We start from the raw sequence: 19822 nt of genomic DNA, 5'->3' as shown, positions 1-19822 counted from the left end.
GTTCGAGCTGCACTACAAGACGCCGCCGACCGCCTTCCTGATCCGCAAGGCGCTGGGCGGCAAGGGGTCCGACCAGCCGGGCCACCGCGCGGCCGGCACCCTGACCGAGGCGCAGCTGCGCGCGATCGCCGAGCGCAAGCTGCCCGATCTCAACACCACGGACCTGGCGGCGGCGATGCGCACCGTGGCCGGCACCGCCCGGTCGATGGGGGTCGCGGTCGCTCAGGGGTTCTCGAGCGGAGGCGACTAGGGTTTGGGGCATGCATGAGCCAGGCATCCCGCACCTCACCGCAGCCGACCCGGAGCTCGCCACCCTCGTCGAGGGCGAAGCGAAGCGCCAGTTCGAGAAGGTCCGGCTCATCGCATCGGAGAACTACGTGTCGACCGCCGTGCTCGAGGCGACCGGCACGGTCCTGACCAACAAGTACTCCGAGGGCTACGCCGGCAAGCGGTACTACGAGGGCCAGCAGTTCATCGACCAGATCGAGACGCTGGCCGTGGACCGGGCCAAGGCGCTGTTCGGGGTGGACCACGCGAACGTGCAGACCTACTCCGGGTCGCCCGCGAACCTGGCCGTCTACCTGGCCCTGGCCAACCCGGGCGACACGGTGATGGGCATGGGTCTGCCGGCCGGCGGGCACCTGACCCACGGCTGGAACGTCTCGGCGACCGGCAAGTGGTTCCGGGCGGTGCAGTACGGGGTGCGCAAGGACACCGGCCGGATCGACCTGGACGAGGTGCGGGAGGTGGCCAGGGCGGAGCGCCCGAAGCTGATCTTCTGTGGCGGCACCGCGATCCCGCGCACGATCGACTTCCCGGCGTTCGCCGAGATCGCCCGCGAGGTGGGCGCCGTGCTGGTGGCCGACATCGCGCACATCGCCGGCCTGGTCGCCGGCGGCGCGCACCCGTCGCCGGTCGGGCACGCGCAGGTGATCACCACGACCACGCACAAGACCCTGCGCGGGCCGCGCGGCGCCATGCTGCTGTCCGACGCCGAGCACGCGAAGGCGCTGGACAAGGCGGTGTTCCCGGGTCTGCAGGGCGGGCCGCACAACCACACGACGGCGGGGATCGCGGTGGCGCTGCGCGAGGCGGCCCAGCCGTCGTTCGCCGAGTACGCGGCGGCCGTGGTGGCCAATGCCCAGGCGCTGGCCGGCGCGCTGCAGGAGCGGGGTTTCGACCTGGTGTCCGGCGGCACCGACAACCACCTGATCCTGATCGACCTGACCAGCAAGGGGATCGGCGGCAAGCCGGCGGCCCAGGCGATGGACCGGGCCGGGATCGAGCTCAACTACAACACGGTGCCGTTCGACCCGCGCAAGCCGTTCGACCCGTCCGGGGTGCGGCTGGGCACGCCGGCGGTCACCACCCGCGGCCTGGGTGTGGACCAGATGCCGCAGCTTGCCGACTGGATCGACCGTGCGGTGCAGGCGGCCTCGGCGGGCGACGAGTCGGCCATCGAGAAGGTCGCCGCCGAGGTGCGCGACCTGCTGGCGGCGTACCCGATGCCCGGTTGGGCCTGAGGACCTTCTCCGGAACTGTCGGTGCGGTCCGGCACGCTGCCGGGCATGACCACGACTGAGAGCCGCGCAACATCGAAATCGACTTGCGCGCGGCCGCGCCCGAGATGCATGCTTGTATCGACCAACTAATTGTGTGATGCAAGCAAGCAGGGAGTACGACCGTGGTCGCGGAGAGTACCCAGGCGCAGGTCGCGGAGCTGTCCGAACAGGAATTGGAGTGCGGCCGCCGGCTGGCCGCCGCTATGTTCGCGATGGGCAAGCAGCAGGCCAGCATCGGTGCTCGGATCAGCAAGATGGGTGGCTTCGACAGATCGGCCATCGTGCTGTTGAAGAACGTGGTCGCGTTGGGCCCGACCCGGTCGAGCGCGCTCGCCGCGGCGGTCCACTCGGACCCGTCGACGATCAGCCGGCAGGTCGCCGCGCTGGTCCGCGCCGGGCTCGTCGAGCGGCAGGCCGACCAGGAAGACGGCCGGGCCAGCCTGCTGGCCGCCACGCCGGCCGGGGTCGCACTACTTGAGGAACAACGCAGGCGGATGGGCACCTCGCTGGCGAGGGTGATCCAGCACTGGGATCCGGACGACATCGACCGGTTCGTCGAGCTGTTCGAGCGGTTCGTCCACGACCACGAGCGCTATCTGCCGACATTGATCAATGAATGCGCCCGGTGGGCGCGTTCCGAAGGGGAGAGCTGAATGTCGGAGCAGGCCTTGAAAACGGCCGGGCCACCGGAAGGGGACGGCGCACTGCCGCATCGCCAGATCATGCTGGTGGTGTACGGCCTCATGCTGGGGATGCTGCTTGCCGCCCTGGACATGACGATCATGGGTACGGCGACCAAGACGATCGCCGACCAGTTGCACGGCCAGACCATCCAGGCGTGGGTCACCACCGCCTACCTGATCACGTCGACCATCGCGACGCCGCTGTACGGCAAGCTGTCCGACATCTACGGGCGCAAGCCGATGTACCTGACCGCGATCTCACTGTTCCTGGTCGGATCGGTGCTCAGCGGTATCGCCAACTCGATGTACGAGCTGGCGGCCTACCGGGCCGTTCAGGGTCTGGGCGCCGGCGGTCTGATGGCGCTCGCGCTGGCGATCATCGCCGACATCGTCTCGCCCCGGCAGCGCAGCCGCTACCAGGGTTACTTCATGAGCGTGTGGGGTCTGTCCAGTGTGGCCGGCCCGGTGGTCGGCGGGTTCTTCGCCGGAGTGGACACCTTCCTCGGCATCGAGGGCTGGCGCTGGGTGTTCCTGGTGAACATCCCGATCGGCATCATCGCCCTGTTCGTGGTCGCCCGGTTCCTCAACGTGCCGCACCACAAGGTGGACCACCGCATCGACTACTGGGGCGCGGCCGCCCTCGGGGTCGGCCTGGTGCCGCTGCTGATCGTGGCCGAGCAGGGGCGGGAGTGGGGCTGGGCCTCCGGCGCCGCGATCGCCATGTACCTGATCGGCACGCTCGGTCTGGTCGCGTTCGTGTTCGTCGAGAACAGGATGGGCGACGAGGCGCTGATCCCGTTGCGGCTGTTCAGGTTCTCGGTGTTCTCGCTGACCAACGCGGTCAACTTCGTGATGGGTCTCGGCATGTTCGGCATGATGATGTCGCTGCCGCTGTACCTGCAGATCGTCAAGGGCGCCTCGCCGACCGAGGCCGGGCTGCTCACCCTGCCGATGACGTTCGGCATCATGACCGCGGCGATGGGCAGCGGTGTGGCGATCTCACGGACCGGCCGCTACAAGGTGTTCCCGATCATCGGGCTGGGCCTGGTGTCCGGGTCGATGTTCCTGTTCGGACAGATCGGAACGGACACTCCGCTGTGGTGGACCATGACGATCATGGTGGTCGCCGGTGCGGGCCTCGGCCTGTGCATGCAGACGCTGATCCTTGCGGTGCAGAACGTGGTGCCGCCCAAGGACATGGGCGTCGCCACCTCGTCGGCGACCTTCTTCCGGTCGATCGGCGGCACGGTCGGCACCGCGGTGTTCCTGTCGATGCTGTTCACCGTGGTCATCGACCGCCTGGCCCGGACCTTCGCCGGGACGGCCACCGGCGGCGCGGTCGACCTGAACGACACGTCGTTCCTCGAGCGCATGACGCCCGAGCAGAAGCGGCCGATCCTGGACGCCTTCTCACACGGCATCGACGTGGTGTTCACCGTCGGCGGGTTCGTGGTCCTGGTCGCCTTCGTGATGATCTGGTTCCTCAAGGAGATCCCGCTGTCGATGCAGTCGGGCAACGAGCGTCGCGCCGCCGAGCAGGTGGAGGAGGCGCCCACCACGCCGGCTCCGGTGAGCTGACAGACCGCCGAGAGGGGAGGACCGAGGGCCCCGTCCACCTACGGGTGGGCGGGGTCCTCGGCGTCCTTGAGCCGTTGGTAGGAGCGCTTGATCTCGGCCTCCGCCTCGACCCGGCCCACCCAGGTGGCGCCCTCGACGCTCTTGCCGGGTTCGAGGTCCTTGTAGACCTCGAAGAAGTGCTGGATCTCCAGCCGGTGGTACTCGGCGAGATGGTGGATGTCGCGCAGGTGCTCGGTGCGCGGATCCTCCGCGGGCACGCAGAGCACCTTGTCGTCGCCACCCTTCTCGTCGGTCATCCGGAACATCCCGATCGCCCGGGCCTTGATCAGGCAGCCGGGGAAGGTGGGTTCCTGGACCAGGACCAGGGCGTCCAGCGGATCGCCGTCCTCGCCGAGCGTGTTCTCGACGAACCCGTAGTCGGCCGGGTACTGGGTGGCGGTGAACAGGGTGCGGTCAAGGCGGATGCGACCGGTGTGGTGGTCCATCTCGTACTTGTTGCGCTCCCCCTTGGGGATTTCAATTGTGACGTCGAACTCCACGCCGCCCTCACTCTGCTCCGCCATTCTCTCAACCTCACTAGTGTGGACCACGTGCCAGAGCAGAATAGGGACCGTCGCGACGCGCCGCAGGCCGACGCGCTCTGGCCGCAGGTCGATGACGACGACTCGGCGACCCGCCCGGCCGAGCGCCCGGCGGAGCCGGCGGCACCGGCCCCGGAGCCGCCGCCGACGCCTTCCGAGCAGGTCACGTCGCACGGCGACCGCACCGTCGTGGTCCCGGTGCCGCCGCCCGGGGCGGCGCCCGCGGGCGACCGGACCATCCGGGTCCCGATGCCGCCGCCGGAGCCGAGGCGGCCGCCGTTACCCCGACCGCAGTCTTCTATCTCACAAACACGAGGATCACAGCCGGCGTCCTCACCGTTCGACGGGCCGACCCGGCGAATGCCGCCGGTACCACCGCAGCCACCCGGCGACAACAGCTTCACCGGGGTGATCGAGGTCCCGCCGGAGCTGCGGGCGGCCTGGCAGGTCGAGCCGCCCCGGCCGGGACCGATGCGGATCGATCCGGCGCCGGCCCAGCAGCCGCGCCGGACCAAGCGGATCGCGCTGCTGGTCGCCGCCGCGCTGGTCGTGCTGACCGGCGCGGGCGCCGGGGTCGTGTTCGGTGTGCCGGGCCTGGCCCAGAAGCTGGGCCTGACCGGTTCGGAGACCGAGGTCGCCAGCCGGCCGCCGGCCGCGCCGGTGGAGTTCGCCCCGGCGCTGCGGCCACCCGGCGCGGACAGCCCGGCCCCGACCGCCGCCGGGGTGCGGGCCGCGCTGGCCGGCCCGGCGTCGGCGGGTTCCCTCGGCACGCTGACCGGCGCCGTGCTCGACCCGGCCAGCGGTCAGGTGCTCTGGGAGCAGAACGCCGACACCGCGCTCGTCCCGGCATCCACCGGGAAGATCCTCACCGCGGCCGCCGCGCTGCTCGTCCTCGACCACGCCGGGCAGCTGTCCACCAGGGTGCTTGCCGGCGCCCAGCCCGGCGAGGTGGTGATCGTCGGCGGCGGCGACCCGACGCTGTCCACCCTGAAGACCGGCGCCGAGTCGGTGTACCCCGGCGCGGCCCACCTCGACGACCTGGTCGCCAAGGTCAAGGCCGCGGCCGGGGCGGTGAGCACGGTTCGGGTGGACCTCGGCCGCTATGCCGGGCCCGGTCTGGAACCCTCGTGGGACCCGCGGGACGTCGCCGGTGGCCAGATCGCGCCGATCGTGCCGGCGATGCTGGACGGCGGCCGGGCCGACGCCACCAAGGACCACTCCGCCCGCAGCGCCAACCCGGCCCGGGCACTCGCCGAGGAGTTCGCCCGGCGGGCCGGCGCCACGGTGGCCGCCGACGCCGAGGCGGAAGCGCCGCAGGGCGCCCGGGTGCTCGCCGAGGTGCGCTCGGCGCCGGTCGTGGAGCTGGTGGACACCCTGCTGCAGCAGTCGGACAACGTGCTCGCCGAGGCCCTGGCCCGCGAGGTGGCCCGCTCCACCGGCGAGGAGGCGTCCTTCGCCGGTGCCAGCCGGGCGACGCTGAAGGTGTTACGGGAGAACGGGTTCGACACCACCGGGGTCGACCTCGTGGACGCCAGCGGACTGTCCGGGCAGGACAAGGTGCCGGCCCGGCTGCTGGCCCAGATCCTGTCGGTGGCGGCCGGTCCGGACGGCAAGGACCAGCGCACCGCCAAACTGCGCCCCCTGCTCGGCGGCCTGCCGGTCGCCGGCGGCAGCGGCACGCTGGCCGACCGTTACCAGACCCCGGCCGCCGCGCCCGGCAAGGGCTGGGTGCGCGCCAAGACCGGCACGCTGACCGTGCCGCCGGTCAACTCGCTGGCCGGGGTGGTGCTGGACGCCGACGGCCGGCTGCTGGTGTTCGCGCTGATGACCAACGGCACCCAGTCCGGCACCGCCCGCCCGGCCCTGGACGCCGTCGCGGCCACGCTGCGGCAGTGTGGTTGCCGATAGTCAAGCGCGCGATAGCACGGGATCACTCGGACACAGGTAGTTTCGGTGGTGTGAGCGAAGCGGTCAGCACCAATGGTTCGGCGGGGCCCGGGCCCTCGCCGGTCGACTGGGGCCTGGCCGTCTCGACGGCCCAGCGGCTGGTCCGGCCCGGGCCGGTGGTGCCCCGGGCGGAGGCCGAGCGCGCCGTCGCCGAACTGCGGGACATCACCGCCGTGGCCGAGGGTCATGTCCGTGAGCTGACCGGTCTCGGTGCGGGACTGCCGCTCTATCCCGGTGAGGTGGTCGACCGGCAGGGCTGGGTGGCCGCCGCGGCGGCGGGTCTGGAGGCGCTCACCGACGGCTCGCTGCCGGCCGGTTCGAACGGCTACTTCGGTGGGGTGATGGCCGGCAGCGCCGGGTTGCAGGCCGGTCTGGTGCTGGCCTACCTGGGCGGCCGGGTGCTCGGCCAGTACGACCCGTTCGGCGGCGAGGGCGGCCGGCTGCTCCTGGTCGCGCCGAACGTCGTTGCGGCGCAACAGGCACTGGACGTTCCGGCGGCCGACTTCCGGATGTGGGTGTGCCTGCACGAATGCACCCACCGGCTGCAGTTCACTGCGGTGCCCTGGCTGCGGGACTACTTCGCCGGCGAGGTGGGCCGGTTCCTCGGCGGGCTCGAGGACACCGCGAACAGCGCGTTCAACCGGCTGCCCGAGGTGATCAAGGCGGTGCGCGGCCGGTCCCGGTCCGACGATCCCGGCACCTCGCTGGGCCTGATGGAGGTGCTGCAGTCCCCGGAGCAGCGCGCCGTGTTCGACCGGCTGATCGCGCTGTCCACGCTGCTGGAGGGGCACGCCGACCATGTGATGGATGCGGTCGGTCCGGTGGTGGTGCCCAGCGTGGCGACGATCCGGCAGCGGTTCACCGCGCGCAGGCGCGGGGGCGGGGTGCTGGACCGGATGCTGCGGGCGCTGCTCGGCGTGGACGCCAAGGTGCGCCAGTACGCCGTCGGCGCCGCGTTCACCAGGCAGGTCGTGGACGCGGTCGGGATGAACGGGTTCAACCGGATCTGGGAGTCACCCGATACCCTGCCGCTGCGGTCGGAGATCAGCGACGCGCCGGCCTGGCTGCGAAGGGTGCACGGATAGCCGAAATCCTGGGGGATCTCGATGACATCGCGGGCTCGACGATGGGTTCTCGCCGGTGGCGGGTTGGCCGTCGTGATCGTTGTGGCACTGGCGTTGTTCGTGCTGTTACCGGGTGACCCGGTGCGGCCGGTGGCCGCCGGGGAGCGCACCGCCTCGTCCCCGGCCCCGCCCAGGCCGACCCAGGCCGAGGTGGCCGACCGGTTCCTGGTCGCGTTCGGCAAGGGCGACGCCGCCGCGGCGGCCGCGCTGACCGACGACCCCGCCGCCGCGACGAAGACGCTTTCCGCCGTGTGGCAAGGACTCGGGCCGACCGCGGTCACGACGTCGCGCACCGGCGCGCAGGGTGACGCGGTCACTTTCACCATCACCTGGACGCTCGGCCCGCAGCGGGTCTGGAGCTACGGCAGCACGATGACCACGGCCCGGACCGGCGAGGACTGGCGGGTGCACTGGGATCCCGTGCTGGTGCACCCGAAGCTGACCGCCGAGCGTGGCCTGACCCTGCGTGGCCCGATCGGGACGCCCGCCGTGCTCGACCGGGACGGTGCGCCGCTGCTGGTCTGGCAGGCCGCCGGGCCGTCGGCGCCCGATCCGGGCCTGGCTCCACTGCTCGGTCCGGTCCTGGCCCGGGTCGCGAGGGAGCAGGGTGGCGCGGACGGCTGGCACGTCGCGCTCGTCGACGCCGCGGGCGCGGAGGTGGAACGGCTGGCCGGCTCGGCGGGGGAGAGCAAACCGCTGACCTCCTCGGTGAGCATCCGGGTGCAGCAGGCCGCCCAGGGCGCGGTCAACTCGGTCGCCAAGCCCGCCCGGCTGGTGGCCATCCGGCCGTCCACCGGCGACATCCTCGCCGTGGCACAGAACGGCCCGGCCGGAACCGACACCAAGGCGCTGAACGGGTTGTACGCGCCCGGGTCGACCTTCAAGATCGCGACGGCGAGCGCGGCGCTGATGGCCGGGGCCGCCAACCCGGACACCGTGCTGCCGTGCCCGGGGTCGGCCACGATCGGTACCCGGACCATCGGCAACGACGACGGGTTCGCGCTCGGCGACGTCCCGCTGCACACCGCGTTCGCCCGGTCCTGCAACACCACGTTCGGCAAGCTCGCCGCCGACCTCGGGCCGGACGCGCTGAACCAGGCGGCGGCCCGGCTCGGGCTGACCGCCGACTTCGTGGTGCCCGGCCTCACCACCGAGGCGGGCGCCGTGGAACCGGCGCCGAGCACCGCGCAGCGGGTGGAGAACGGGATCGGGCAGGGCACCGTGCGGCTCAGCCCGTTCGGCGTGGCGCTGATGTCGGCGACCGTGGCCAGCGGCCGGGCGGTCGTCCCGCGGTTGTGGCGGGACCTGCCCACCACGGTGACCACCGGCTACCAGCCGCCGCCCCGGGCGGTGCTGGACCAGTTGCGCGGGATGATGCGCGAGGTGGTCACGGCCGGCACCGGCCGGGGCCTGTCCGGCCGCGGGGCGGTGTTCGGCAAGACCGGGACCGCGCAGTTCGGCGACGGGTCGGCGGCGCACGGCTGGTTCACCGGCTACCGCGGCGACCTGGCCTGGGCGGTGCTGGTCGAGGAGGCCGGCTCGTCCGGCCCTGCGGTCGCCGTGAGCAGCGCCTTCCTCGGAGCGGTTGGATAGCGGGTGTGCACGGCGCGGTCTTCGAAACCCGGGGCGCGGTCCGCCGGCTGCTGACCGAGCCGCCGGCCGGGCCGCACCTGGCCCGCGGGACGCTGGCGGTCGCGGTGTCCGGCGGCGCGGACTCGCTGGCCCTGGCCGCCGCCACCGGACACGTCGCGCACCGGCTGGACCTCACGGTGACCGGGCTGGTCGTCGACCACGGGCTGCAACCCGGCTCGGCCGACGTCGCCGCGACCACCGCGAAGGAGTTGCGCCGGCTCGGGCTGGACGAGGTGCGGGTGCTGCCGGTCACGGTGTCCGGCCCGGGCGGTCCGGAGGCCGCCGCCCGGGCGGCCCGGTACGCGGCGCTGCGGGCCGCCGCCGCGCCGGGGGCGCTGGTGCTGCTCGGCCACACCCGCGACGACCAGGCCGAGACCGTCCTGCTCGGGCTGGGCCGGGGCTCCGGGGTGCGCTCGGTCGCCGGGATGCGGCCGCTGGACCCGCCGTGGGCGCGGCCGTTCCTGGACCTGACCCGGGCCACGACCAGGGCGGCCTGCGCGGCGCTCGGGCTGCTGCCGTGGGAGGACCCGCACAACTCCGACGACCGGTACACCCGGGTCCGGCTGCGGCACGAGGTGCTGCCGCTGCTGGAGGACGTGCTGCGCGGCGGTGTGGCCGGTGCGCTGGCGCGCACCGCGGCCCAGCTCCGCGAGGACGCCGAGGCGCTCGACGATCTGGCCGCCGGGTTGCTGCTGGCCGCCCGGGCCGGGCCCGAGCTGGAGGTGGCGGTGCTGTCCGCCGCGCCCGCCGCGCTGCGCCGCCGGGCGCTGCGAACCTGGCTGCTGGAGGCCGGAGTCCGCGAGCTGACCGACGCCCACCTGCGCTCGGTGGACGCGCTGATCGGCGCCTGGCGCGGCCAGGGTGGCGTCTGGCTACCCGGTGAGTTGGTGGCCGGCCGGGTGCATGGCAGGCTGCGGGTGACCGGGCCGCGCCTTGACGATGGGCCGAGCCGGCGCGGCCGTTGAACAGACCCACGCGGGTGTTGTCCCGATGGCCGTATGATCCGAACCCGAGAGGGGAACCGTGTACGACGGCGACATCGCCTCCGTGCTGATCACCGAGGACGAGATCAGGGCCAAGATCGCCGAGCTGGCCGTCAAGGTCTCCGCCGACTACCCGGAGCGGGGCGACCGCGCCGACCTGGTGCTGATCGGCGTGCTCAAGGGTGCGGTCATGTTCATGACCGACCTGGCCCGGTCGCTGACCGTGCCGGTGCAGCTCGACTTCATGGCGGTCAGCTCCTACGGGTCGGCCACCTCCTCCTCCGGCGTGGTGCGGATCCTCAAGGACCTGGACCGGGACGTCGCCGGCCGGGACGTGCTGATCGTCGAGGACATCATCGACTCCGGGCTGACCCTGTCCTGGTTGCTGAAGAACCTGGCCTCGCGCAACCCGGCCTCGCTGGAGGTGTGCGCGCTGCTCCGCAAGCCGGACGCGGTCAAGATCGACGTCCCGGTCCGCTACGTCGGCTTCGAGATTCCCAACGAGTTCGTCGTCGGCTACGGCCTGGACTACGCGGAGCGGTACCGCGACCTGCCCTACATCGGCACCCTGGACCCGAAGGTGTACTCGTCCTGAACGTCGTGCTGGACCCGCTGCAGCTGGACTTCCTGTGGGAGGCGCTGCAGTCCGGCGAACCGCCCTACCCGCTGGAGGTCCCGGTGCACGGGGCGACCGAGGAGGAGCGGGCGGCGCTGCGGCAGGAGGTAGCCGCCCGGCCGGTCGACCCGCGGGTGGCCGGCTGGCTCGCGGTGCTGGCCGGCGCCGAGTGCAGCATCGACTCGGTCTACCACCCGGACGGAGCCGCCGCGCCGGTCCGGGCGCTGGCCGCCGTCCGCGGCCGCGCCGCGGTCCTGGCCGTGCAGTCCGGTCCGGGGCTCGCGCTGCGTCCGATCGAGCCGAGCAGCCTGGTGTGGACGATCGTCGCGGAACTGCCACCGGGCCAGCGGGGCAGCGAGCGCTCGGTGTCGCTGCCCTCGACGGAGTTCAGCGGTCTGGGTGTCCGGGCCGGGTTGCGCGGCGGCCAGATCGCCGCCAACGCGCGGAGCCGGGCCGGGGTTCGGCGCCGGTCGCCGGTGCTCGGCTGGTTCGACGACGGCACCGGCCGCTACTTCGGCCAGGTCCTCAAGGGGTGGATGACGCTCGCTCCGGCCGATGCGCCAGCGCTCCGGAAGCGGATCTCTGAAATGATGACGGGCGTCACGGACGGTGGCCGCTAGACCAGGGAACCCACCAGCCGTGTGGACCGTTGTTCGAGTTAGCACGCTGCGCCCACTTTGTGAGGTAAGGGTGCCCTAGCGGGCGGTAGGCTGGTTGGATCCGGGCCGCGCCGTCCGGCCGGGTGATGGGCCGTCAATGCCCCACATTTGCACGTCAGGGAGGGTCGGGCCGCCCCGCGGCCGCAAGTGAATGGACCGCAAGCGCCTGCTTCGCAACCCGCTGCTGTGGATCTTGGTAGTGCTGGTGCTCTACTTCGGTATCACCATGCTGTTCGACGACACGCGCGGGTACACGAAAGTTCCCACCTCCACCGCCGTCTCTCAGATCAACTCCGGCAACGTCGAGAAGGCGGACCTGGAGGACAAGGAGCAGCGGCTCAAGCTGAACCTGCGCAACTCGATCGAGCACGACGGGCAGCAGACCAAGCAGATCCTCACCCAGTACCCGGGTGGTAGCGACGTCACCGCGAGCCTCTACGACGCGCTGCTCAAGAGCGGAAACACCGAGTTCAACACCACGGTGACGCAGGAGTCGTTCCTCACCCAGATCCTGATCTTCATCATCCCGCTCGGCCTGCTGCTCATCCTGCTGATGTGGATGATGAACAACGTCCAGGGCGGCGGGAACCGAGTGCTCAACTTCGGCAAGTCCCGGGCCAAACAGCTGCCCAAGGACATGCCCAAGACCACGTTCGCCGACGTGGCCGGCGCCGACGAGGCGGTCGAGGAGCTCTACGAGATCAAGGACTTCCTGCAGAACCCGGCGCGCTACCAGGCGCTCGGCGCCAAGATCCCCAAGGGCGTGCTGCTCTACGGCCCGCCGGGCACCGGCAAGACGCTGCTGGCCCGCGCGGTGGCCGGCGAGGCGGGGGTGCCGTTCTACTCGATCTCCGGCTCCGACTTCGTCGAGATGTTCGTCGGCGTCGGCGCCTCTCGGGTCCGTGACCTGTTCGAGCAGGCCAAGCAGAACGCGCCGTGCATCATCTTCGTCGACGAGATCGACGCGGTCGGCCGCCAGCGCGGCGCCGGCCTCGGCGGCGGGCACGACGAGCGCGAGCAGACCCTCAACCAGTTGCTGGTCGAGATGGACGGGTTCGACGCCCGCGGCGGGATCATCCTGATCGCGGCCACCAACCGGCCGGACATCCTGGACCCGGCGCTGCTGCGCCCGGGCCGGTTCGACCGGCAGATCCCGGTCTCCGCGCCGGACCTGATGGGCCGCAAGAAGATCCTCGAGGTGCACTCCAAGGGCAAGCCGTTCGCACCGGACGTGGACATGCACTCGCTGGCCAAGCGCACCGTGGGCATGTCCGGCGCCGACCTGGCCAACGTGATCAACGAGGCCGCGCTGCTCACCGCCCGGCAGAACGGGACGCTGATCAACGGAGCCGCGCTGGAGGAGTCGGTGGACCGCGTGGTCGGCGGACCGGCCCGCAAGAGCCGCATCATCTCCGAGAAGGAACGGAAGATCACCGCCTACCACGAGGGCGGGCACGCGCTCGCCGCGTGGGCGATGCCCGACCTGGAGCCGGTCTACAAGCTGACCATCCTGCCCCGTGGGCGCACCGGCGGACACGCCCTGGTGGTGCCCGAGGACGACAAGCAGATGCTCACCCGCTCGGAGATGATCGCCCGGCTGGTGTTCGCGCTCGGCGGACGGTCGGCCGAGGAACTGGTGTTCCACGAGCCGACCACCGGCGCCTCCGGCGACATCGACCAGGCCACCAAGATCGCCAAGGCGATGGTCACCGAGTACGGCATGAGCGCCCGGCTGGGCGCGGTGAAGTACGGCCAGGAGCACGGCGACCCGTTCCTCGGCCGGTCGATGGGCCACGCGGTGGACTACTCGCTCGAGGTGGCGCACGAGATCGACGAGGAGGTGCGCGCCCTGATCGAGGCCGCGCACACCGAGGCGTGGGACGTGCTGAACACCTACCGGGACGTGCTCGACGACCTGGTGCGCGAGCTGCTGGAGAAGGAGACGCTGCACCGCAAGGACCTCGCGCGGATCTTCTCCAACGTGGAGAAGCGGCCGAGGATCACCGCGTTCAACGAGTTCGGCGGCCGGACGCCGTCGGACAAGCCGCCGATCAAGACCCCCGGCGAGCTGGCCAAGGAACGCGGCGAGCCGTGGCCGCCGGTCCAGGAGGAGCCGAGCCCCACGCCGGTGGCGACCGCGCCGGGTGCCGGCGACCTTCCCGGTCGTCCGCCCCACTCGAACCCCGACGCGCCCGGTGGCAACGGGGCCGGCCCGAACGGCCTGCCGCAGCCCGCGCCGCCACGGCCGTACGGCAGCCCGCCGCTGTACCCGCCGCCACCCGGCGCCGAGCAGAGCGCGCCCCGGCACGGCCGCTCGGGTGGGCCGCCGCACTACGGAGCCCCGCCCGGCTGGACGCCGGCGACCACCCCGTCCGGATATCCGCACCAGCAGGCGTGGCCGCAGCCGGGCCAGCCGAGCGGAACCGAGTCGCAGGCCGACGACGATCTGGAACGGCGTGACCTGGAACGACGTGACCGGGAGCGTCGCGAGCGCGACTCCGGATGGGATAGTGGCCGCTGAGCCACACATCTGCCGGAGGTGCCCGTGACTGGTGACGGCAACGGTGCTCCAGGGCGGCTGCTGCCCGGCTTCGACCAGGACCGGGCCGAGAAGGCGGTCCGCGAGTTGCTGTTGGCCTGCGGGGAGAACCCGGATCGGGAAGGTCTACGTGAGACACCCGCCCGGGTCGCCCGCGCCTACCACGAGATGTTCGCCGGCCTCTACTCCGACCCCGACGCCGTCCTCGACAAGACCTTCGAGGAAAGCCACGACGAACTGATCCTAGTCACCGACATCCCGATGTTCAGCACCTGTGAACATCATCTGGTGCCCTTCCACGGGGTCGCGCACGTCGGGTACATCCCGAGCGAGAGCGGACAGGTGACCGGACTGTCCAAACTGGCCCGATTGGTGGACCTGTATGCCAAGCGGCCGCAGGTGCAGGAGCGGCTGACGTCGCAGATCGCGGACGCGCTGATGCGGAGGCTGCAGCCGCGCGGCGCGATCGTGGTGGTGGAGGCCGAGCACCTGTGCATGGCGATGCGGGGGATTCGCAAACCGGGGGCGCGGACCACCACCTCGGCGGTGCGCGGGGTGCTGAAGAGTTCGGCGTCGTCCCGGGCGGAGGCGCTGGACCTGATCAACGGGCGGAGCCGGTGAGCCTGCCGAGGCCGGACCGGTGCGCGGTGGTGGGTGTGGTCAACGTCACGCCGGACTCGTTCTCCGACGGCGGGCGCTACTTCGACACCGCCGACGCGGTCGCGCACGGCACGGCGATGTGGACCCGGGGTGCCGACCTGGTCGACGTGGGTGGCGAGTCCACCCGGCCCGGTGCGTCCCGAGTGGACGCCGAGACCGAGATCGCCCGGGTCGTCCCGGTGATCGAGGAGCTGGCCGGGGCGGGCGTGCTGGTCAGTGTGGACACCACCCGGGCCAGGGTGGCCGAGGCGGCGCTGGCGGCCGGCGCCACGGTGATCAACGACGTGTCCGGCGGCCTGGCCGACCCGGACATGGCCAAGGTGGCCGCCGCGTCCGGCGCGCCGTGGATCCTGATGCACTGGCGCGGCCACAGCCGGGACATGGAGTCGCTGGCCCGCTACGCCGACGTGGTCACCGAGGTGCGCGACGAGCTGTGCCGCCGGGTGGACGCGGCGCTGACGGCCGGGGTGGACGCGAGCGCCCTGGTGATCGACCCCGGGCTGGGGTTCGCGAAGACCGGCGAGCACAACTGGGCGCTGCTGCGCCGGCTGGATGTGTTGCTGGCGCTGGGTTTCCCGGTGCTGGTCGGCGCCTCCCGCAAGCGGTTCCTCGGCAGCCTGCTGGCCGGGCCGGACGGGGTGCCGCGCCCGGCGGACGGCCGGGAGGACGCCAGCGTGGCGGTCGCGGCCCTGGTCGCCGCGGCCGGGGTGTGGGGCGTGCGGGTGCACGACGTGGACCGCACGCTGGACGCGGTGACGGTGGCGGCGGCGATGCGGGAGGTATCGGGGTGACGGACCGGATCGTGCTGACCGGACTGCGGGTCCGGGGCCGGCACGGGGTCTTCGAGCACGAGCGGCGGGACGGCCAGGACTTCCTGGTGGACGTGACGGTGTGGATCGACCTGGACACCGCCGCGGGCACCGATGAGCTGTCCGACACCCTGGACTACGGTGCGCTGGCCGTCCGGGTGGCGGAGATCGTCGGCGGCCCGCCGCGCAACCTCATCGAGGCGGTGGCCACCGAGGTCGCCGAGGACGTGATGACCGACGCGCGGGCGCACGCCGTCGAGGTGACCATCCACAAGCCGGCCGCGCCGATCCCGCTCACCTTCGCCGACGTGGCGGTCACGGTGCGGCGCTCCCGCCGGGGCGGCCGGGGCGGGTCATGACGAGGGCCGTGCTGTCCATCGGGTCCAACCTGGGTGACCGGCTGGCCAACCTGCTGATCGCCGTCGACGGCCTGACCGACGTGCTGGAGGCGGCCTCACCGGTCTACGAGACCCGCCCGTGGGGCCTGACCGACCAGCCGGACTTCCTCAACGCGGTGCTGCTGGTCACCGACGCCGGCACCGACGAGTGGGGCTGGCTGCGCCGGGCCCAGGAGCTCGAGCAGCGCGCCGGCCGGGTGCGCACCGAGCACTGGGGCCCGCGCACCCTGGACGTGGACGTGGTCACCGTGGACGGCGTCACCAGCGATCATCCGGACCTGCTGCTGCCCCATCCCGGAACCCCCGAGCGGGCCACCGTCCTCATCCCCTGGCTGGACGTCGACCCGCACGCCACCCTCCCCGGCCACGGCCCGGCCCGCGAGCTCCTCACCCACCTCGACACCACCGGCATCCGCCGCCGCCCCGACCTCTCCCTGGGCTGACTCCGTCCACAGTGGATGGTCCGGCGACGGGTTCGGGTGCTGGGTACCGTGGCGGTATGCATTTCACCAGGGCGCGGGATCTGGCGGGGGTGGGGCTGGTCGCCGCCGTGGCCGGGTATCTGGTGGTGCGCCTGACCTACGGCCAGTGGCCGCCGCTGCCCACGCTCGCCGGGATTCCGTTGCTGGTACTGGCTGTGGTGGAGGCGGCGCTGGGGGTGTCGTTGCGCAACCGGATCCGCAACCCGGAGCAGGGGCGGCCGGTGCAGCCGTTGACGGCGGCCCGGGCGGTGGCGCTGGCCAAGGCGTCCTCGCTGCTCGGCGCGATCATGCTGGGCTTCTGGCTCGGGGTGCTCGGCTATCTGCTGCCGCGCCGGGTCGACCTCATCGCCGCGGCGGAGGACCTGCCCAGCGCGATCGTCGGAGCACTTTGCGCCGCCGCGCTCATCGCCGCCGCGTTGTGGCTGGAGCACTGCTGCCGCACCCCGCACGACCAGGATGATCAGCGACCGAGCGCGCAAGGCGGACATATCGGTTGAGGTGAGGCCGGTCGCAAGTTCATAACGGACAGGTATGGTACGGCGCATGCCAGCCTCCGATTTCGAGCCGGCGACCCGGTCATCGTCCGGTCGCCTGTTACTCGGCGGCGGGCTGGTCCTAGCCGTCGGCGCCGCCATCGTGCTGGTGCTCAGCGACGACCAGCGGATCCTGCGGCTCGGCGTGCTCGCCGCGCTGTGGGCCGCCCTGGTCGGCGCGTTCGTCGCGGCGAAGTACCGCGGCAAGGCCACCGACCGGGACGAGAAGGTCGCCGACCTGCAGGCGATGTACGAGCTGGAGTTGGAGCGTGAGATCGCCGCCCGGCGCGAGTACGAGGCCCGGCTGGAGTCGGAGATCCGCTCGCAGGTCGAGGAGCAGTCCCGGGACGACGTGTCGGCGTTGCGCGACGAGCTGCGCTCGCTGCGGCAGACCCTGGAGACCCTGCTGGGTGGTGAGGTGCTGGTCGAGCGGGTCGCGCTGCAGGCGCGGGCGACCCGGATGCCGATGAAGCGGCTGGCCGCCGGGATGGGTGGCGAGCCGCGGGTCGATCCGACCGTGACCGAGGTGTTCGACCAGGTCCGCGACGATCCCCGCCGGCCGGCAGGCGCGCCGCCGCTGCGGGTGGTCCAGTCTCCCCGCGACACCCCGCCCCGGGTGGTGGACGCGCCCCCGGCGCCCGAGCCGGCCAGCGTCCGTGACCAGTTGCAGTCCCGGGCCGGTTGGGAGCAGCGGATGTTCCCTCGGCAGCCGAGCCAGGCCGAGCGCTCCGGCCGGATGCCGCCGGCCCGCCCGGTCGGCCCGCCGGCCGACCCGAACCGGCGCGAGGCCCCCCCGCAGCAGCGGCCCAGCGCGCCGTTACCCCGGCCGCAGAGCAGCGGCTCGTTCCCGCCCGCGCAGCGCGGCGGCGCCACGCTGCCGGCGCAGGCCAGCGGCTCCTTCCCGCCGGCCGCCCCGTTACCCGGGCCGCCCCGCGGCAGCGCGATCCCCCCGACCGCACAGCGCAGCAGCAGCCGTCTTCCCTCGGCCGCCCAGAGCAGCGGTTCGTTCCCCCCGGCCGCACCCGGTCCCCGCCAGCAGCCCCCGCCGCCCCGCCCGCAGAGCAGCGGCACCTTTCCCCCCGCCGCGCAGCGCAGCGGCACGTTCCCGCCGGCACCGCCGAACACCGGCTCCTACCGCCCGGACCCGCCGGTGAGCGGTGGGCGCCGCCGGGCGCCCGAGCCGGATCCCGCGCGCAGCCGGCACTCCCGGCCGGACGAACCGGCCCCGGAGGCGGGCGGCCGCAGGCGACGGGCCGAGGAAGCCCCCGCCTGGCAGGAGGTGGCCGCCTGGAAGCCCGGCGCGGAGCCGAACCCGCCGCGTCCGGCCGGCGGTTCGCACTCCTCCGGCGCGCACTCGGTGGCCGACCTGCTGGCCGCGCAGGGCGGCGAGCCGAACCCCAGGCGCCGCCGCCGGCGCGAGGACTGAACGCACCGATTGCGCTCAACAACACAGCGTCGTCGCCGTAGGGTTGAGTCGATGAGAGGCTCCGGTCTGGCCGTATGAACCCGGGATCCCCCCTGCACGGCCACACTCCCCGCCGGTTGACTGTGCTGCTGCCCGTCGCCGGCCTGCTGGTGCTGGCCGCGTGCGGGCTGGCGTTGCTCGCGCTGAGCACCGCTCGGGTGGGGCTGACGGCCGAACTGGTCGGGGTGACCGCGGCGTTGCTGCCGGTCGGGCCGGTGGTGGCGGCGTTCCTCTGGGTGGACCGGTGGGAGCCGGAGCCGGCCCGGCTGCTGTGGCTGGCGTTCGGCTGGGGCGCCTGTGTCGCCACGATCACCGCGCTGATGATCAACAACACCGCCGAGGCGGTCGGGGACGTGCTGCTCGGCGCCGGCAACGGCGACAAGATCAGCGCGATGGTGTCGGCCCCGCTGTTCGAGGAGGCGGCCAAGGGCACGTTCGTCCTGGTGATCATGCTGCGGTTACACGCGGAGTTCGACGGCGTGATCGACGGGATCGTCTACGCCGGCCTGGTCGCCACCGGGTTCGCCTTCACCGAGAACATCTACTACTTCGGCCGGGCGTTCGCCGAGCACGGGTTCGGTGACCCGTCGACGTCCGGGGTGGTGACCGCGTTCATCCTGCGCGGCGTGCTGTCCCCGTTCACCCACCCGCTGTTCACCTGCATGATCGGCGTGGGGATCGGGGTGGCCGCCCGGACCAGGGACCGCAAGCTGCGGGTACTCGCGCCGGTCGCCGGCTACCTGGCCGCGGTGGTGCTGCACGCGTTGTGGAACGGCGCGGCGACCGTCGGCGGCGGGACGAACTTCCTCAACGTGTACTTCCTGATCATGGTTCCGATCTTCATCGCCGCCGTGCTGTTCGTGAGCTGGCATCGCAAGCGGGAGCAACAGATCGTCGAAGAGGCGCTGCCCGGCCTGGTCGGCCAGCGAGCGGTGGCGGCGGCCGAGGCCGGCGGGCTGGCCACCCTGCCGGGCCGGCGGGCCTGGCGGGCCAAGGTCCGCAACCGGTTCGGCCGGCCGGCGGCGCAGGCGATCGGCGGCTATCAGGCAGCGGTGAGCGAACTGGCCTTCCTGCGGCACGCGATGCGGTCCGGCACGGCCGGGCCGGACGCCGCCGACCAGGAGGCCAAGCTGGTCGCGGTGCTGGCCGCCCGGCGCATCGACGCGGTCCGGCTGGCCGGACTGCCGGTCCTGGACGCGGGCGGGCGGCCGCTCACCGGGACAGGTGAAGCTGGTCACGAGCCTCCACGTCCGTCCTGACGGGGCGGCTAGTCTCTGCGCCGTCCGCACCGTGCGGATCGAGCAGCACCGAGCTTGCGAGGTGATGAGCCGATGAGCCGTCCGGCGCGACTGGCGGTCGGCGTGATCTCCGCCGGGCGGGTCGGGTCGGTGCTGGGGGCCGCACTGGCCAGAGCCGGGCACACCGTCGCCGCCGCGGCCGGCGTGTCCCGGGACTCGGTCCGCCGGGCCGAGGAACTGCTGCCGGGCGTGCCGCTGCGCTCGCCGCCCGAGGTGGCCGCCGGTGCGGACCTGGTCCTGCTCGCCCTGCCGGACGACGCGCTCGCCGGCACC

The 19822-nt window shown here is 72.7% G+C and carries 20 protein-coding genes; 19 read left to right on the top strand and 1 reads right to left on the bottom strand.

Annotated features, from left to right (window positions below; all coding sequences use genetic code 11):
- From VFO68_RS08630 to VFO68_RS08615, 4 genes are all read left to right on the top strand, one after another.
- Nucleotides 1-250, top strand: a 250-nt coding sequence (locus VFO68_RS08630) for an uL11 family ribosomal protein (RefSeq protein WP_414635475.1), incomplete at its 5' end; no start/stop codon positions are given.
- A 10-nt stretch (nucleotides 251-260) separates the two neighbouring features.
- A complete protein-coding gene (gene glyA, locus VFO68_RS08625) occupies nucleotides 261-1523 on the top strand; it encodes a serine hydroxymethyltransferase (protein ID WP_325157656.1) in 1263 nt (420 codons plus the stop codon).
- Between the two features lie 161 nt (nucleotides 1524-1684).
- Nucleotides 1685-2215, top strand: coding sequence for a MarR family winged helix-turn-helix transcriptional regulator (locus VFO68_RS08620; protein ID WP_325157655.1), 531 nt, complete (start codon nucleotides 1685-1687; stop codon nucleotides 2213-2215).
- Nucleotides 2216-3823: an MDR family MFS transporter gene (locus tag VFO68_RS08615; protein ID WP_325157654.1), complete on the top strand. Its 1608-nt coding sequence runs from the start codon at nucleotides 2216-2218 to the stop codon at nucleotides 3821-3823.
- 38 nt (nucleotides 3824-3861) lie between these two features.
- Here VFO68_RS08615 and VFO68_RS08610 read toward each other — a convergent pair whose 3' ends face one another.
- Nucleotides 3862-4362: an inorganic diphosphatase gene (locus VFO68_RS08610; protein ID WP_325157659.1), complete on the bottom strand. Its 501-nt coding sequence runs from the start codon at nucleotides 4360-4362 to the stop codon at nucleotides 3862-3864.
- Nucleotides 4363-4764: 402 nt separating this feature from the next.
- On the opposite strand from VFO68_RS08610, the gene dacB reads away from it, so the two are divergent.
- The 15 genes from dacB to VFO68_RS08535 all read left to right on the top strand — a co-directional run.
- On the top strand, nucleotides 4765-6312 hold the full coding sequence (dacB, locus tag VFO68_RS08605; protein WP_325157653.1) for a D-alanyl-D-alanine carboxypeptidase/D-alanyl-D-alanine endopeptidase: 1548 nt from the start codon (nucleotides 4765-4767) through the stop codon (nucleotides 6310-6312).
- A 50-nt stretch (nucleotides 6313-6362) separates the two neighbouring features.
- A complete protein-coding gene (locus tag VFO68_RS08600) occupies nucleotides 6363-7436 on the top strand; it encodes a zinc-dependent metalloprotease (protein WP_325157652.1) in 1074 nt (357 codons plus the stop codon).
- 72 nt (nucleotides 7437-7508) lie between these two features.
- Nucleotides 7509-9068 (top strand): penicillin-binding transpeptidase domain-containing protein, encoded by a 1560-nt coding sequence (locus VFO68_RS08595; RefSeq protein ID WP_325157651.1) that lies wholly within the window; start codon nucleotides 7509-7511, stop codon nucleotides 9066-9068.
- Entirely contained in the window at nucleotides 9065-10072 is a 1008-nt protein-coding gene (gene tilS / locus VFO68_RS08590; protein WP_414635476.1) for a tRNA lysidine(34) synthetase TilS, read from the top strand. The genes VFO68_RS08595 and tilS overlap by 4 nt, the downstream gene beginning before the upstream one ends.
- A 58-nt stretch (nucleotides 10073-10130) precedes the next feature.
- Nucleotides 10131-10685, top strand: a complete 555-nt coding sequence (gene hpt, locus VFO68_RS08585; RefSeq protein ID WP_325157650.1) for a hypoxanthine phosphoribosyltransferase — start codon at nucleotides 10131-10133, stop codon at nucleotides 10683-10685.
- A 5-nt stretch (nucleotides 10686-10690) separates the two neighbouring features.
- Nucleotides 10691-11326 carry an ESX secretion-associated protein EspG gene (locus VFO68_RS08580; RefSeq protein ID WP_325157649.1) on the top strand — a complete coding sequence of 212 codons (636 nt, stop codon included), beginning with the start codon at nucleotides 10691-10693 and terminating at the stop codon, nucleotides 11324-11326.
- A gap of 190 nt (nucleotides 11327-11516) precedes the next feature.
- Nucleotides 11517-13886 carry an ATP-dependent zinc metalloprotease FtsH gene (gene ftsH, locus VFO68_RS08575; protein WP_325157648.1) on the top strand — a complete coding sequence of 790 codons (2370 nt, stop codon included), beginning with the start codon at nucleotides 11517-11519 and terminating at the stop codon, nucleotides 13884-13886.
- Nucleotides 13887-13910: 24 nt separating this feature from the next.
- On the top strand, nucleotides 13911-14525 hold the full coding sequence (folE, locus tag VFO68_RS08570) for a GTP cyclohydrolase I FolE (RefSeq protein ID WP_325157647.1): 615 nt from the start codon (nucleotides 13911-13913) through the stop codon (nucleotides 14523-14525).
- Nucleotides 14522-15355: a dihydropteroate synthase gene (gene folP, locus VFO68_RS08565; RefSeq protein WP_325157646.1), complete on the top strand. Its 834-nt coding sequence runs from the start codon at nucleotides 14522-14524 to the stop codon at nucleotides 15353-15355. Before folE ends, folP begins: the two co-directional genes overlap by 4 nt.
- On the top strand, nucleotides 15352-15732 hold the full coding sequence (folB, locus tag VFO68_RS08560) for a dihydroneopterin aldolase (RefSeq protein ID WP_325157645.1): 381 nt from the start codon (nucleotides 15352-15354) through the stop codon (nucleotides 15730-15732). The genes folP and folB overlap by 4 nt, the downstream gene beginning before the upstream one ends.
- Nucleotides 15729-16214, top strand: a complete 486-nt coding sequence (gene folK, locus VFO68_RS08555) for a 2-amino-4-hydroxy-6-hydroxymethyldihydropteridine diphosphokinase (RefSeq protein ID WP_325157644.1) — start codon at nucleotides 15729-15731, stop codon at nucleotides 16212-16214. The genes folB and folK overlap by 4 nt, the downstream gene beginning before the upstream one ends.
- Nucleotides 16215-16270: 56 nt before the next feature.
- On the top strand, nucleotides 16271-16750 hold the full coding sequence (locus VFO68_RS08550) for a DUF3180 domain-containing protein (RefSeq protein ID WP_325157643.1): 480 nt from the start codon (nucleotides 16271-16273) through the stop codon (nucleotides 16748-16750).
- A gap of 46 nt (nucleotides 16751-16796) precedes the next feature.
- On the top strand, nucleotides 16797-18212 hold the full coding sequence (locus VFO68_RS08545; protein ID WP_325157642.1) for a DUF6779 domain-containing protein: 1416 nt from the start codon (nucleotides 16797-16799) through the stop codon (nucleotides 18210-18212).
- 122 nt (nucleotides 18213-18334) lie between these two features.
- Nucleotides 18335-19510, top strand: coding sequence for a PrsW family intramembrane metalloprotease (locus tag VFO68_RS08540; RefSeq protein ID WP_325157657.1), 1176 nt, complete (start codon nucleotides 18335-18337; stop codon nucleotides 19508-19510).
- A 72-nt stretch (nucleotides 19511-19582) separates the two neighbouring features.
- The coding region (locus VFO68_RS08535) for an NAD(P)-binding domain-containing protein (RefSeq protein WP_325157641.1) at nucleotides 19583-19822 on the top strand (240 nt) is incomplete at its 3' end.

The sequence above is a fragment of the Actinophytocola sp. genome (assembly GCF_035712165.1).
Classification (GTDB): Bacteria; Actinomycetota; Actinomycetes; order Mycobacteriales; family Pseudonocardiaceae; genus DASYTH01.
Note: the sequence above shows the minus strand (reverse complement) of the source record. Positions and strands in the feature narration are given on the sequence as shown.

Coding starts and splice junctions, on each gene's coding strand:
- glyA (WP_325157656.1), top strand. CDS start 261: ATGCATGAGCCAGGCATCCCGCACCTCACCGCAGCCGACCCGGAGCTC.
- VFO68_RS08615 (WP_325157654.1), top strand. CDS start 2,216: ATGTCGGAGCAGGCCTTGAAAACGGCCGGGCCACCGGAAGGGGACGGC.
- dacB (WP_325157653.1), top strand. CDS start 4,765: ATGCCGCCGGTACCACCGCAGCCACCCGGCGACAACAGCTTCACCGGG.
- ftsH (WP_325157648.1), top strand. CDS start 11,517: ATGGACCGCAAGCGCCTGCTTCGCAACCCGCTGCTGTGGATCTTGGTA.
- folK (WP_325157644.1), top strand. CDS start 15,729: ATGACGAGGGCCGTGCTGTCCATCGGGTCCAACCTGGGTGACCGGCTG.
- VFO68_RS08550 (WP_325157643.1), top strand. CDS start 16,271: ATGCATTTCACCAGGGCGCGGGATCTGGCGGGGGTGGGGCTGGTCGCC.
- VFO68_RS08545 (WP_325157642.1), top strand. CDS start 16,797: ATGCCAGCCTCCGATTTCGAGCCGGCGACCCGGTCATCGTCCGGTCGC.